The sequence below is a fragment of the Rhodopseudomonas boonkerdii genome, from assembly GCF_021184025.1.
Lineage (GTDB): Bacteria > Pseudomonadota > Alphaproteobacteria > Rhizobiales > Xanthobacteraceae > Tardiphaga > Tardiphaga boonkerdii.
Genome location: NZ_CP036537.1, coordinates 4,795,075 through 4,809,182 on the forward strand (window position 1 = coordinate 4,795,075; position 14,108 = coordinate 4,809,182).

At 63.1% G+C, this 14,108-nt stretch carries 13 protein-coding genes; 5 read left to right on the forward strand and 8 right to left on the reverse strand.

The features are described from left to right. Positions 1 to 22: 22 nt before the first annotated feature. From E0H22_RS22035 to E0H22_RS22060, 6 genes are all read right to left on the reverse strand, one after another. Positions 23 to 2,386 (reverse strand): mechanosensitive ion channel domain-containing protein, encoded by a 2,364-nt coding sequence (locus tag E0H22_RS22035; protein ID WP_430715179.1) that lies wholly within the window; start codon positions 2,384 to 2,386, stop codon positions 23 to 25. Positions 2,387 to 2,515: 129 nt separating this feature from the next. Then, positions 2,516 to 3,160, reverse strand: a complete 645-nt coding sequence (locus tag E0H22_RS22040) for a tetratricopeptide repeat protein (protein ID WP_233023099.1) — start codon at positions 3,158 to 3,160, stop codon at positions 2,516 to 2,518. Between the two features lie 100 nt (positions 3,161 to 3,260). Beyond that, on the reverse strand, positions 3,261 to 3,386 hold the full coding sequence (ykgO, locus tag E0H22_RS22045) for a type B 50S ribosomal protein L36 (RefSeq protein ID WP_011509735.1): 126 nt from the start codon (positions 3,384 to 3,386) through the stop codon (positions 3,261 to 3,263). Positions 3,387 to 3,614: 228 nt separating this feature from the next. Next, entirely contained in the window at positions 3,615 to 4,586 is a 972-nt protein-coding gene (locus E0H22_RS22050; RefSeq protein WP_233023100.1) for a Bug family tripartite tricarboxylate transporter substrate binding protein, read from the reverse strand. Positions 4,587 to 4,672: 86 nt separating this feature from the next. Beyond that, the gene (locus E0H22_RS22055; protein ID WP_233023101.1) at positions 4,673 to 5,113 is read right to left on the reverse strand and encodes a MaoC family dehydratase; all 441 of its coding nucleotides are present in this window, start codon (positions 5,111 to 5,113) and stop codon (positions 4,673 to 4,675) included. A gap of 21 nt (positions 5,114 to 5,134) precedes the next feature. After that, positions 5,135 to 5,611 (reverse strand): MaoC family dehydratase, encoded by a 477-nt coding sequence (locus E0H22_RS22060; RefSeq protein WP_233023102.1) that lies wholly within the window; start codon positions 5,609 to 5,611, stop codon positions 5,135 to 5,137. 109 nt (positions 5,612 to 5,720) lie between these two features. On the opposite strand from E0H22_RS22060, the gene E0H22_RS22065 reads away from it, so the two are divergent. The 3 genes from E0H22_RS22065 (at position 5,721) to E0H22_RS22075 (ending at position 9,272) form a co-directional block, all read left to right on the forward strand. Then, positions 5,721 to 6,491: an IclR family transcriptional regulator domain-containing protein gene (locus E0H22_RS22065; RefSeq protein ID WP_233026484.1), complete on the forward strand. Its 771-nt coding sequence runs from the start codon at positions 5,721 to 5,723 to the stop codon at positions 6,489 to 6,491. Positions 6,492 to 7,149: 658 nt separating this feature from the next. Continuing rightward, positions 7,150 to 8,025 carry an amidohydrolase family protein gene (locus E0H22_RS22070; RefSeq protein ID WP_233023103.1) on the forward strand — a complete coding sequence of 292 codons (876 nt, stop codon included), beginning with the start codon at positions 7,150 to 7,152 and terminating at the stop codon, positions 8,023 to 8,025. Then, entirely contained in the window at positions 8,022 to 9,272 is a 1,251-nt protein-coding gene (locus tag E0H22_RS22075; RefSeq protein ID WP_233023104.1) for an O-antigen ligase family protein, read from the forward strand. Before E0H22_RS22070 ends, E0H22_RS22075 begins: the two co-directional genes overlap by 4 nt. Positions 9,273 to 9,500: 228 nt before the next feature. Here E0H22_RS22075 and E0H22_RS22080 read toward each other — a convergent pair whose 3' ends face one another. Continuing rightward, positions 9,501 to 10,226, reverse strand: a complete 726-nt coding sequence (locus tag E0H22_RS22080) for a glycosyltransferase family 25 protein (protein ID WP_233023105.1) — start codon at positions 10,224 to 10,226, stop codon at positions 9,501 to 9,503. Positions 10,227 to 10,468: 242 nt separating this feature from the next. Between E0H22_RS22080 and E0H22_RS22085 the strand changes: the two genes are divergently transcribed. Further along, the gene (locus tag E0H22_RS22085) at positions 10,469 to 10,993 is read left to right on the forward strand and encodes a YbaK/EbsC family protein (protein WP_233023106.1); all 525 of its coding nucleotides are present in this window, start codon (positions 10,469 to 10,471) and stop codon (positions 10,991 to 10,993) included. A gap of 457 nt (positions 10,994 to 11,450) precedes the next feature. Continuing rightward, positions 11,451 to 12,233 carry a FadR/GntR family transcriptional regulator gene (locus tag E0H22_RS22090; RefSeq protein WP_233023107.1) on the forward strand — a complete coding sequence of 261 codons (783 nt, stop codon included), beginning with the start codon at positions 11,451 to 11,453 and terminating at the stop codon, positions 12,231 to 12,233. A 385-nt stretch (positions 12,234 to 12,618) separates the two neighbouring features. Here the strand turns inward: E0H22_RS22090 and E0H22_RS22095 are convergent, their stop codons facing one another. Continuing rightward, the gene (locus tag E0H22_RS22095; RefSeq protein ID WP_233023108.1) at positions 12,619 to 13,911 is read right to left on the reverse strand and encodes a TRAP transporter large permease; all 1,293 of its coding nucleotides are present in this window, start codon (positions 13,909 to 13,911) and stop codon (positions 12,619 to 12,621) included. Positions 13,912 to 14,108 lie beyond the last annotated feature (197 nt).

A 14,108-nucleotide genomic window follows, 5' to 3' on the forward strand; every position in this document is an offset into this window, starting at 1 on the left:
GCGCGGCACCGGGAGCCCGTTATCACGCCCGGCGTTTTTCCTGTTTCGTTTCTGTTGCCTGACCTTCTTCAGTGACCTGGCCGCCTTCTTCTTCCTTCGCTGGCGGCGGCAACTGCATGACCACCCTCTGGTTCGGCGCAGCGATTGCGATGCCCTCCTCCTGTAGTCGCATCTTCATACGGCGGTTGAATTCGCGCTGTACCCCCCAGCGGCCCGTGTCCGTGCAGCGGATCTGACCGACCAACGTGGACATCGCGCCATCGACCTTGTCGACGCCCCACAGTTCAAGGTCGCTACGCATGAGAGGACGATAAGCATCCTCCTTCCGCATCCCCACGGCGATGTCCTTAAGAATTTCACCGACGCGATCGGTGTCTTCCTTGCTATCGACACTGACAGATACCGCCGCATTGCCGGCACCGCGGCTCGAATTGGTAATGGTCGTCACGGCACTGAACGGGATGATATGCACCGAGCCGTCACCGGCGCGGAGACGGATGGTTCGGATCGACAGGTTTTCGACCACGCCGGTCAGCCCCGACACGGCGACGGTGTCACCCACCTGCACCGTGCTCTCCAGCAACAGGAACAGGCCGGTGATGACGTCCTGCACCAGCTTCTGAGAACCGAAGCCGATAGCGACACCGAGAATGCCGGCGCCCGCCAGCAGCGGCGCGACATTGACGCCGATCTCGCTCAGTACCGTGAGCGCGATCACTGCAATGATGACGCCGAGCAAAGTCGTGCGCAGCATCGGCTGGAACGTGCGCAGACGCGCCGCCCGCGCGAAGTGACCGTCGCGTGTGAGCGCCGTGAGCTGACGCTCCATCAGCGCATTGCTGCCTTCCCACACCGCGGCTGCGGCGACGGCTGCGATGGCGACGGTGACAATCGCAGAGACCACACGGCTGCCGATCTGCCCGCCATAAAACCAGACGATGGCATTGACGCCCCAGACCTCCAGCAATGCGACAAGACCGATGACGGCGATGATCGCCGCGACCACTTTGCGCAACAGCGGCAGATAACGATTGGCGCGGGCCTCCAGTCCCGGGAAGCGCTTCAGAACTTCCGGCCGAATGCGGAAGCCGCGATCGATCAGGCTCAGCGCCATCATCGAGACGAGGCGTGTGACTAGCGCAACGATGACGGTGCCGACGATATATTGCAGCAGCAGCGCGTAGCCGTTGCGGATATTCAGTGCCCAGACTCCCCACGCGGCCATCACGATGAAAATACCGAACACATGCCAAAGGCTGGCAAAGCGATTGCGCATGCCATTCAGAACGCCAGTCGCCCCGAAAGGTGCGCGCAACGCGTCGGCCACAGGCTTGCGGCATTGCAAGATGATGATGACGACAAACAGATGCACAATGAGCATCACGAGCTTGATGAGCGCGAGATGGGCAGAGCGATACAGGCCCATCATCAACGCGACATTGGCAATCGCGATACCGGTGGCGCCGACAGTCACGATGCGGCGCGTCCAGATTTCGATATAAGCGGCCGTCTCTTCCTTCACACGAAACAGAGCGAGCGGGCCGAACAATGCGCGCATGACGCAGATGATCGCGCGCGCCACCACATAGCTGTTTACAATGGCGAGGATCGCGAGACGTGTGGTGCCGGCGTCACCGATTTGTGTGCCGAGTAACAGCGAGACCGTGCCGGTGAAGACGAGAATCGGAAGCAGCTCGAGCAACAGGCGACCGATCACATAAGGCAACCGCAGCAACGACTGCCAGGCGCGCGTCAGACTGCGGCGACGTTTGTTCAGCTCGGGCGTCCCGGTGATGTCGGCCGTGGACGACGGCGGATCGACATGATCGACGATGAGAGCCGAAGGGGCACGGGCAACGAAGGGAATACGTGCCTCCAGCGCTGCTTGCGGCCTGCGCAGCAGCCAGACGACGAGCCATTCGGCCGCCAGCGCACCACCGAATACGACGGCCAGCTTCCAGGCAATGTCGAACAGCAAATGATAGGTGGCCGGATCGTTGGCGCTGCGTTGCAGCCAGTACCACAACGCTGGAAAGCGCGTGATCTGCTCCACGGCCATGGATACCTCGCGCGACACATCGCCGAGCTGATCTGCAATCGTCACCAGAAGCTGCGCACCGAGGCTGTCGGCATCGAGCGGGATCGCGGGCTTTTTCTCAGGCTCTGCCGGCTTCGCCTGGGCAATCGCCTGCAGCGTGTCGATCATCTCCTTGCGCTTGGCATCGTTCTGCAATGTCTCGAGCGCGGCCTTCGCCTGCTCCGGCGTCAACGCAGGCGCCGCAGCGGCAGGCGGCACGTCCGCTTTCTGCGCCAGAGCGGGGGGGCTGAATGGCGGAATGAACAAAAGACACAGAAGTGCGAAAAGCGGGAAAGACTTCTTCGCCAAGACGAGGTCCCTTCAAGAATCCTGGAAAGGGCCCTTTTCGCCTATTTCATGTGTCGGAAGTTTGGTTCCGGGAGGAAAATGGCGCGAAAAACCGCCAAAGCTCGGCAGCGTTGCGCTGAACGGGACGCGTCAGATATCCCGGCCCTCGACCTTTTCGGTCAGGGACTTCACCAGTTCCGGCACCTTTTCGAGATGCGGATTGACCGCGAGCGCCTTGCGATAGGCCTCCAGCGCCCGTTTGTCGTCGCCGAATTCCTGCATGATCATGCCAAGCCCGGCCAGCGCCCCGAAATGCCGCGGCTCGCGCGCCAGCACCTGCTCGATATCTTCCAGCGCGTGGGTGTAATCGTTCTGCAAGTAATACAGCGTCGCCCGCCGGTTCCAGCCCTCGATGTAGTCGGGCTTCAACTTGATGACGGCGCTCAGCAATTTGACCGACACGTCGATCTGCTTGGCATCCAGCGCCGTCTTGGCGCGGGTCATCAACAACGCCGCGGTGTCGCTGGAGGTCTGCGACCACTGCGCCCAGATTCGGCCCTCGACATGCCGGGCGCTGGCCTCATCGGGCGCCGCCTTCAGCGCTCCGAACAGAAAATCCAGGCCGCGGGTCTTGTCTGCACCGATTTTCGGAAGTTTTTCAGGGGCTTGAGGGATCTCTTTGCGCGCGCCCGGCTCGACCGATTTGGGGTCTTTGACCTGCGCGACAGCAGGTCCCGTCGCGAAAAGCGCGGTCAGCAAGAGGCCAAAACCTGCGATCCGGACGTGCGATGCCATAGGTGAAGTCTAGACACGAAAAAACGCGCTGCAAAGCGGCAGCGCGTCAAACACCTGTGATATCGCAATGCCGGCCGGAAAAATCCGACCGAACAGCGACTTAACCCTGGCGAGCCTTGAAACGGCGCTGGGTCTTGTTGATCACGTAGACGCGGCCCTTGCGGCGGACCAGGCGATTATCGCGGTGACGGGCACGCAGCGATTTCAACGAGTTACGGACTTTCATCGGTCGATCCTGATAGCTTGCGATCGTGACTTCAAATGCCGTGCGTCGCAGGCCGAAATCAGCGAAATATGGGCTTTAACCCGCTGGCAGCCGAGCCGCCCGGGACCCGCGGTTTCTAGCCACCACCGGTCGCACTGTCAATCCGAACGGGCAAAATCACGGCCCGTACGGACGACATTTGCAGGCGTTTGTGACGTCAAACGCTGAATTCCGTGCGGCAGCACCGTGTCATTCCTGCGGCACGTTTGCGGTCTTCACCACCGCGCTCCATTTGGCGATTTCCGCATCCACGAAGGTGCCGAATTCGGCTCCCGTTCGCCTGCCGGGCTCGACGCCCTGCGTGGCGAACTTGTCGCGGGTTGCCGGTGCGGCCAGAATCTCCGCCATCGCTTCCACTAATTTCTTGTAGACCGGGGTCCCGTTGGCCTGCGGCATATACATGCCGAACCAGGACGTCGCCTCAAAACCCTTCACGCCCGCCTCGTCGAGCGTCGGCACGTGGGGCAGCGAGGCGGCGCGCTGCAGGCTGGTGACGGCGAGCACACGAATATTGCCGGCCTGCGCGGCGGGAAGCACCGTCGGCAACGTATCGAACATGATCGGAATATGGCCGCCGATCAGATCGCTCATCGCAGGCGCCGCGCCCTTGTAGGGAATGTGCTCGAGACTGACACCGGCCATCTGCTTGAACAACTCGCCGGAGAGATGATTGGCGCCGCCGATGCCGGAGGAGCCGAAGGACAATTTACCAGGCTGCTGCTTCGCCATCGCGATCAGTTCGGCGACATTCCTCGCCGGAAAATCCTTCGACACGCACAGAGCATTCGGCGCCGTTGCCACCACGGCGATCGGCGAGAAATCCTTCTGCGTGTCGTAAGGCAGGCGCTTGCGCAGGCTCGGATTGATGACGTGATGCGTGGCGGTGATCAGCACCACGCTGCCATCGGGGGGCGACTTCGCGACCATTTCCGAGCCAATGGTACCGGATGCGCCCGGCCTGTTCTCGACCAGCGTCGTGACGCCGATCTTGTCGCCGAGATATTGCGCGACGAAACGCGCGAGAATGTCGGTGGTGCCGCCGGCGGGAAACGGCACGACGATCCTGATCTGATTGCCGGGAATGATCTGCGCCTGTGCGGGCGCGGCCGTGAAGCAAGCCGTGGCCAGAACAGCCAGCACGGCTCTTGCGAGCAAATTCATTTCGTCCCCCAATATTCGTTTCATTGTTGAACGGTGTGCGACCTTAGCCGCACACCATGATGCGAGGCCGACGACGTGCAGAGCGATCAGGCCGCGGTCGGAAATTCGACCATGGCCTCGCCGGTCGCGACTTTCTCGTCGTGCTGGTTCTTCACCAGCACGTCGATCAGCACCCAGCGCGACTTCTGCGTCACCTGCTTGGCCTTGATGATGCCTACCGGCCGGATCGTATCGCCCGGCTTCACCGGTTTGACCCAGCGCGTTTCCAGGCGGCGATGGATGGCGCCGGCGGGATAGGCCCAGTCGGTCAGCATGCGGGTGATGAGTCCGAAATTGTTCATGCCATGCATGATGATGCCGCCGAAATTGGTCTTGCCGAACGAGTTCTTCATGTAGTCGTCATCCAGATGCAGCGGATTGTAGTCGAGCGACCCGTCGCAAAAGAGACGGATGGATTCGCGCGATACGGCGAAGCTCGGTCCGTCGATGGTGTCGCCGGCATTCAGAGTCTCGAAATTCGTGCTCATGAACTGTCTCCTGCGCTGCGCTTACATCGGGCGAATGGTCTGGCCGCGGCCGGAACAGATGACGTCGCCATGTTGGTTGAAGAACACGTTGTCGTGCACCACGAACAGGCGCTCGCGCTTGATGAACTTGTCGAGCGCACGCGCCTGCAGCGTGATGGTGTCGCCAGGCCGCGCCGGGATGTTGTAGCTCCAGCTCTGACCGGCATTCACCGTGCCGGGCGTGCGCATCCAGTCGTCGGTGGGCGTGCAGGCGAACATCAGCAGGATGTGGATCGACGGCGGCGCGATCAGCCCGCCATAGGGCGATGCCTTCGCGTAAGCTTCATCGAAGTACAGTGGGTGGTCTTCGCCGACCGAGCGGCAATACAGCTGGATCGCCTCCTTGGTCAGAACATAAGGGAGCGTCTTGCGGGGCGCCCCGGGGACGATCTCGTCCCAGACTTTCCGCAGGTTCGCGTCCTTCCAGAAATCCGTTTCGAAAACTTGGGCTTGCGGCATTCAGTTAACTCCCATATCAGTTCGTCTAGCGAACTTTTTATTCATCGAGCGAACTAGATTGATCTGATTTTGACCGGCCTGCAAGTCGGTCGTGTCGAAGAGGTTTGAAGTGGCGAAAGAGAGCGATGGATTTGTGCGCGCGATCGCGCGGGGCTTTGCGACGGTGGAAGCACTCGGCAAGCCACCCGGCCGTCATACGCTGTCGGAAGTTGCCGTCATCGCAGGCCTCAGCCGCGCCACCGCCCGCCGCATGCTGGCGACGCTGGTGGCGATGAACTATTGCGAGGCGGACGGCCGCTATTTCAGCCTGCGCCCGCGCGCGCTCGGTCTCGGCCTCTCCTATCTCAACGCGCTGCCCTACTGGGGTTACGCCCAGCGCGCGCTCGAAGATTTACGCAACGAGACCGGCGAGTCCTGCGCGCTGGCGGTGCTCGACGAGACGGAGATCGTCTATGCGCTGCGGCTGCCGGCACGCCGCATCCTTTCCGCCAATCTCGCCATCGGCAGCCGCCTGCCCGCCCATGTGGTGTCGCTCGGCCGCGTGCTGCTGGCCGCACTGCCGCCCGACAAGCGCGCGGCCTATCTCGCGACCACCGACTTCCAGCCGATCACCGCGCGCACCATCACCGACCCGGCCGAGCTCGGGCGCGAACTCGACCGTGTCGATGCCGAGGGCTATGGCTGGATCGACGGCGAACTCGACCCCGCGATCTGCGGCATCGCCGTGCCGGTGCGTGACCATGCCGGCCGCGTGGTGGCGGCGATCAGCATCAACACGATTTCCGGCACGCTGAGCGAGGCGGAAGCGAAGGAGAAGTATCTCGTGCCACTGCGCAGGACGGCGCAAGATATTCGGACACAGGCTTCGCAGGCAGGGTGAGAAAATGTACGGCCTCTTCACCGACCCTCCCGCCTGAACGCAGTTGCGTTCGGCTAAGGTGAGGAGGCCTAGCGGCGCAATTGCGCCGCTGAGAGCGCCGTCTCGAACCATGCGATGGTGGGGTTCCGCCACCATCCTTCGAGACGCGCGCCGTGGCGCGCTCCTCAGAGTCCGACTCATAAAGCGGTCGAGGTGGTTTTCGGCTGCTTTTGCTCGGAACAATGCCCGTTCAGCTCAGGATCTCGATTCTCCGTCCTCATCCTGAGGAGCCGCGCAGCGGCGTCTCGAAGGATGGCCGAAAAAGCTCCGAGCCAAGCCATCTCATGGTTCGAGACGGCGCTGCGCGCCTCCTCACCTCAGCCTGAACGCAACTGCGTTCAGGCGGGAGGGGCGGAGTGGGTTGCGTTCCGCGAGGGGCGGTGTGTCGCGTTCCGCCTGGGCGACCAGCAGCGCCAAACTACGGACCGCATTTCCAGTCAGGCTCTCAGCATGAGGGCTGAGCGTGGAATCGCGGGATCGGTTGAGCCGTTGCAAAATCCGTCGGCCGAGCTTGCGGCATCGACGGAAGGATGGGCTGCGCTCCCGGCTTTCATTGCTCCCGCAGCTTTGCTAATTGACCAGTCAACCACAACGACAAAGCTCCAGGAAACGTGCCACCATGAAACTGCTCAATCCGGACGATCTGGTCGCCATCGACATCCACACCCATGCGGAGGAGCCGTGCGGCTGCCATGCGGATGACGGCTATGACGATTTCCAGGCGCGGATGGCGGAATATTTCAAATCCCCGCACAAGCACCCGCCGACCGTGGAGGAAACCGCGGCCTATTACCGCGCCAAGAACATCGCCGCGGTGATTTTCCCCGTCGATGCCGAGCGCGAGACCGGATTCCGCCGCTACAACAATTACGAGATGCTGGAGATCGCCCAGCAGAACGCCGACGTCCTGATCCCGTTCGCCTCGATCGATCCGCACAAGGGCAAGCTGGGCGTGCGCGAGGCGAAGAAGCTGATCTCGGAATACGGCGTCAAAGGCTTCAAATTCCACCCGACCATGCAGGGTTTCTATGCCAATGACCGCATGGCCTATCCGCTCTATGAGGCGATCCAGGAAGGCGGCGCCATCGCGCTGTTCCATACCGGGCAGACCGGCGTCGGTTCCGGCATGCCGGGCGGCATGGGGATGCGGCTGAAATATTCCAACCCGATGTATATGGACGATGTCGCGGTGGATTTCCCCGACATGAAGATCATCCTCGCGCACCCTTCGTTCCCCTGGCAGGAAGAGGCGCTGTCGGTCGCGACCCACAAGCCCAACGTGTATATCGACCTCTCCGGCTGGTCGCCGAAATATTTCCCGCCGATCCTGGTGCGCTATATCAATTCCATCCTGCAGGATAAGATGCTGTTCGGGTCCGACTGGCCGGTGATCATGCCGGACCGCTGGATGGCCGACTTCGCCAAACTCGACATTCGTGACGAGATCAGGCCGAAGGTCCTGAAAGACAACGCACGGAAACTACTGGGTATATGACGAAAGCCGATCTGCCTGAAAAACTCGCTGCCTCCCGGCAGATCGCCGCTATCGCCACCGCCTTCTTCCTGCCCTTCTCCACCAGCGGCCAGGCCATCGCGATCTCCGTGTTCGCGGTGCTGGCTCTGCTGACACTGGATCGCCGGCGTTTCGCCGCCACCATGCGCCACCCGGCGGCGTGGCTGCCGGTGGCGCTGTTCGTGCTGCTGGCGATCGGCACGCTGTGGTCGCTGCAGCCGCTCGGCGGCGCCGTCAAATGGCTCGGTCCCTACGCGAAACTGCTGCTCATTCCGCTGGTGATGGCGACGGCGGTATCCTCCCGCGAGGCGCTTCAGATCGCCTATGGTTTTCTTGCCGCCTGCATCCTCGTATTGGCGCTGTCATGGGCCGCCTTCCTGTGGCCGACCGGACCATGGGCCTGGTTCAAATCGCCGGGCGTGCCGTTCAAGGACAACGCGGTTCAATCGAGCTGCTTCGCGCTCTGCGCTTTCGGCCTCGCCATCGGCGCCATGCATGCCTGGGCGACGGAGCGGCGCCGCGCCATCGCGATGATCGCGCTGGCGCTGCTGTTCTTTGCCGACATCTTCCTGATCTATCCGTCAAAAACCGGGGTCATCGCCTCGCTGGCGCTGCTCGGGCTGTTCGCGCTCCATGCCGGCGGATGGCGACGCGCCCTGATCATTGCCGCCGCGGCCATCGCGGTGATGGGGATCGCACTCGTCGCGTCGCCGCAGGCGCAGCGGCGCATCGCGGAGATATCGTCCAATATCGAAGCGGACAGCGGCAAGCAGCCCATCACCGGCGAGGCGATCTCGACGGGCGCACGCATCGACTTCTGGACCAAGGCCGTCGAATTCGTGAAACAGGCCCCGCTGACCGGCCATGGCACGGGCAGCATCCAGCCGCTGTATCAAAGCCTCGAAGCGACCCGGCCCTCCCCTTATGGCAGCGCCACGGCCGATCCGCATAACCAGACGCTGCACATCCTGCTGCAGGTCGGCCTCGTCGGCGCGGTGCTGCTATGGGCGATGTGGCTCACACATGCACGCCTGTTTCTCGCCCGCGACGTGGCCAGCATCTTCGGACAAGCCATCGTGCTGCAGAATGTGATCGGCGGCCTGTTCAACAGCCACATTTCGTCGGTGACGCAAGGCATGCTGTACTGCCTGGCGGTGGGCTTGTTCGGCGCGCTGGTCCTTCATCGCAACGATGACGGTTCCACGGGACGTACCGCATACGCCCGATAACCAGCGACATCGTCTGAGCGACTGACCGCGCGCCAGAGTATTTACGACCTCGATAGAACCGTGTCCCGGGCGCGCTGCAGCGTCAGGCGATGCGTCGCATCGCCGCCAACGCTGCTGCGCAGAACCGGGACCGTATCAGGCACCGTCGTTCGTTGCGGTCCCGGCTCTGCGAAGCGGCACTTCGCGCCGCATCGCGTCCGGGACATAATTCATCACAGCAGAATTACTCTAATCCACAGCGCGGCCGGAGAGCCACCGCCGCAGGTAACGGCGCTTGAATTTCTGGATCGCGAACTGAATCCGCAATTGCAGCCGCAGATGCTGCTTGCGCGACAGCGAGCTGGCGAACACGCCATTGAGGCTGCCTTGCTCCGCCAGCGGGGGCTCCGGCCAGAGAAAAGGGATGCCCATGGCGGGATCGCCGAAATTGAAGGCGATGTCGATGGGTTCATCCATCGGGTTGCGCGCCAGCCAGTCGAGCCGTGCGGCGGCCTCCGGCGCACCGAGCACATAGGCCTCCATGTTCCGGACGCGATTGCCCTCATAGACGAGCTGGCCCGGACGCAGCTGCGACGCCGGCGTGTAGAAATTGGTAGCGGCGCCCAGATGCAACACGCGCGGGCGCGGCCAGCGCTCAGCCTCGGCGAGCACCCGCTTCAACCGCTCGCAGAAATCCGGAACGAGGATCGCGTCGTCCTCGAAAATCAGAGCGAGATCCTGGCCCCGCTCGCGAATGCGTTGCATGGCGACGATATGCTTCATCGCGCAGGATTTCTGCCGCAGCGTCAGATCGACACCCTCGGCGAAATAGGCCCGATCGACATCCGCGGTGATCTCGTCCGCGTCGAAATCGAGCACCCATTCGAACGCGATGCCGGCGCGGTCGAGCTCGCGCTGGATATGTTCCCTGCGCTCGGGCAACGACTTGGCGTGGATCACATAGGCCGGCAGCATGAAGGAATTCCTGGATGCCGCGCCTCAGCAACAGGCACGGAAACGCCCGTATAGAGCCAAATCCGCCATGTGGGAATGTCCGACGCATGCCTTCCCTGCAGCCGCTACAGCCCCTCGATCAGGCCCTTGTGGGTCGGCAGCGCGCGCTGGGCCGCGCTGCCGTCGGACGTTCCCTGCGTCGGCGCCCCTTCACATCGACGCGAACATATGAGACGGCAAATGTCCTGCCGCAGAGACCTTCCATGTCCCTTGAATCCGTCCGCGCCGATCTTGCCGCCAAGGCTCCCGATCTCACCATCACCGTCACCGACCAAAGCTCCGCCACCGTCGCCCTCGCGGCCGAAGCGCTGGGCGTCGAGCCCGGGCAGATCGCCAAGACGCTGTCGGTGCGGGTCGGCGAGCGTGTCGTGCTGGTGGTCACCAAAGGCACCGCACGGCTGGACAACAGGAAAGCGCGCGAGGCGCTGGGCGGCAAGCCGCGCATGCTCGGCGCGGACGAAGTCGTCGCGCTCACCGGCCATCCCGTGGGCGGCGTCTGCCCGTTCGGGCTCGCGACGCCGCTCGCCGTCTATTGCGACATATCGCTGAAGGACTACGCCGAAGTCTGGCCGGCGGCAGGCTCGATCAACAGTTCGGTCCGCATCACCCCGGCGCGGATCGCGGAACTGACCGGGGCCACCTGGGTGGACGTCTCCCAGGCGCCGGGAGTGCCGGATCAGGCCGCCGCAGACGCGCCACGCGCCGAGAACGAATCGACTGCCGACTGACGGTTCCGAAGCACAAACCAATTGCTTGCTGGGACCCTGACAGGCCGCACATTGCTATTTCTGCGCGCCCCTCGACTTCGCCCGCGGGGGCCCCGATGTTCCGGACGATGCGGCAAAAATGCCGCCGAACGGATATCGACCCATGCGCAGCAAAACTCCTGCCCCGACCTCGCAATCCTCCCGGGCATGGCGGATTCTGAGTGCGATGATCGCCGCCGCAGCCGCCGGCCTCAGCACCGCGGGCGTCTGATACAAGGCAAGCCGCCCGACCATCACGCAGCCTCCCGCATGATGCGCCCTCAGGTCTCAGCGCATCATTCCATCCTTGAAGGTATTTAGCTAAATTCCCCCATCCGGCCGCGTCACGGCCTGCGCGTGGCGCCACGCGGTGGCAGCACACCATGCCGCGGGGATCGAACTTGCGCCCGATCATGGCCGGTGATAGCCCGGTTGTACGATGACCGGACAAGCTAAACATTCCGCGCGCAGGAACGGCAACGGCTCGACACGGCCTGGCTTGTTGCGACCGCTCAATCCAGTGCGTCGCCGCACCGAGGAAGTGGTCGAGCGCATTGCAGCACAAATCATCGACGGCCAGTTGCCCGCCGGCGCGCGCCTGCCGACCGAGCAGGCGATGATGACCGCCATGGGCGTCAGCCGCACCGTGGTCCGCGAGGCGATCTCGGCGCTGCGCGCCCGCGGCCTCGTGACCACGAGGCAGGGCGCCGGCGCTTTTGTCAACAACGATGCCAACCGGCAGCCTTATGCCATCGATCCGGAGGGCCTCGGTTCCCTCGACAGCGTGATCGAAATTCTCGAATTGCGCACGGCCGTGGAAATGGAGGCCGCTGCCATTGCCAGCGAGCGTGCCACCGCGGCCCAGATCAAGGCCATCGCCAAAGCGGCGAATGTCTTCACCCGCGCCATCGCCAAGGGTGACCGCGCGATCAAGGAAGATTTCGACTTTCACTACGCCATCGCCGTCGGCACGCAGAATTCGCGCTTCGTGGGATTTCTGGAATTCCTCGGCGGACTGATCATTCCGCGCCAGAGCATCCGCACCTTCGACGGCAAGGCGGAGCTGCAGACGCGTTATCTCGAAAGCGTCGAGAAAGAGCATCAGACGATCGTCGACGCCATCGGCGAGCGCTCGCCGCGCAAAGCGCGCGAGGCGATGCGACGGCATCTGGTGAACGGCAAGGCGCGCTACAAGCAACTCGCGGATAAAGCGGCGCAGTAAAACTGCCGCCCTCATGGTGAGGAGGCGCGCAGCGCCGTCTCGAACCATGAGGGCGGAGTTCCGCGGCCATCCTTCGAGACGCGGCCTGTGGCCGCTCCTCAGAGTCTGACTTATAAAGCGGCTTAGGGCGCTTTTCGGCTGCTTTTGCTCGGGACAATGCTGCGTTCAACTCAGTATCTCGCTTCTCCATCCCTCATCCTGAGGAGCCGCGCAGCGGCGTCTCCCTGCGAATGGCGTAGCCATTCGCAAGGGATGGCCGAAAAGGCTCCGAGCCAAGCCAGCTCATGGTTCGAGACGGCGCTCTCAGCGGCGCAATTGCGCCGCTAGGCCTCCTCACCATGAGGGGTGGTGTGTCGCGTTCCGCCTGGGAAGGATCGAGCGCGGACTATCTAAATCCGAACGCGTGCGGCAGGGCCATGGAGAACCATGGCACATAGGTGACCAGCATCAGCACCGCGAACATCACCCAGTAGAACGGCCAGATCCCGCGCATCACCTCGTCCACCGACACCTTGCCGATAGCGCAGCCGACGAACAGCGTGGTGCCGACCGGCGGCGTAAGCAGGCCGATGCCGAGATTGAGCAGCATGATGATGCCGAAATGCACGGGATCGATACCGAAGCTCTTGACCACCGGCAACAGGATCGGCGTGCAGATCAATAGCAGCGGCGCGAGATCGAGCGCAGTGCCGAGGATCAGCAGCATGATGTTGAGCCACATCAGCAGCACATATTTGTTCGACGAAATGGCGACGAAGAAATCGGTCATCTTGGCCGGCATCTGCATCAGCGCCGCCACATAGCCGAAACAGGAGGCGGTCGCGACCAGCGTCAGCACCATCGCGACCGTCTGCAGCGTGCGATAGGTGAGCATCGGCAGTTCCGACCATTTGTAGTCGCGATAGATGAACATGGTGACGAAGAACGCCCAGACGCAGGCGACCGCGCCCGCCTCGATGGGCGTGAAGATGCCGGTGAGAATGCCGCCGAGCACGATGATCAGCGTGACGATGCCCCAGGTGGCGTCGCCCAGCATCTTCAGCGCCTGCCTCAACGGCACCGGTTCGCCCTTCGGATGGCCGTCGCGATAGGCGAAATACAGGCACAGCAGCATGATGGCGAAGCCAAGCAGCAGGCCCGGCACGATGCCGGCGAGAAAGAGACTGGTGATCGACACCACGCCGCCGGTGGCGAGCGAATAGATCACCGCGTTATGGCTCGGCGGCACCATGATCGCCTGCACCGACGCGGAGATGGTGACATTGGTGGCGAAGACACGCGGATAACCTTTCTCCGCCATCTGCGGAATCATCACCGAACCGATCGCCGACGTATCCGCCACCGACGAGCCGGAGATGCCGGACATGATGGTGGTGGCGAGAATGTTCACCTGCGAAAGGCCGCCACGGATGCGGGTGAAGCCGACAAGCACGGCGGCGAGATCGACGAGGCGTTTCGCCATGCCGCCTTCCGCCATGATGGCGCCGGCGAGCACGAAGAACGGCACCGTGAGCATCGACACCTTGCCGACGCCCGACGAGAGCTGCTGCATCACGGCTTCGACGGGAAGATCGATCCACAACGCCCCGACAAGCGCGGCCAGCGCCAGCGCAAAGGCGATCGGCATGCCGATGGCGAAGAAGAGGCACATGCTGAGCAGGAGAACGGCAATGTCCATGGTGGCCTCAGAGTTTACCGAGCGTGACGTAGATCCCCTCGCCCCGCTCTTGCGGGGAGAGGGTTAGGGAGAGGGGCTCTTCGCTCCGCAAACACAGGAGATAAGGAGGGAACCGGGGCCTGCCCCTCACCCGCCCGGCTACGCTGCGCTCCGCCGGTCGAACTCTCCCCGCGCAGAGCGGGGAGAGGTTAGGCTGA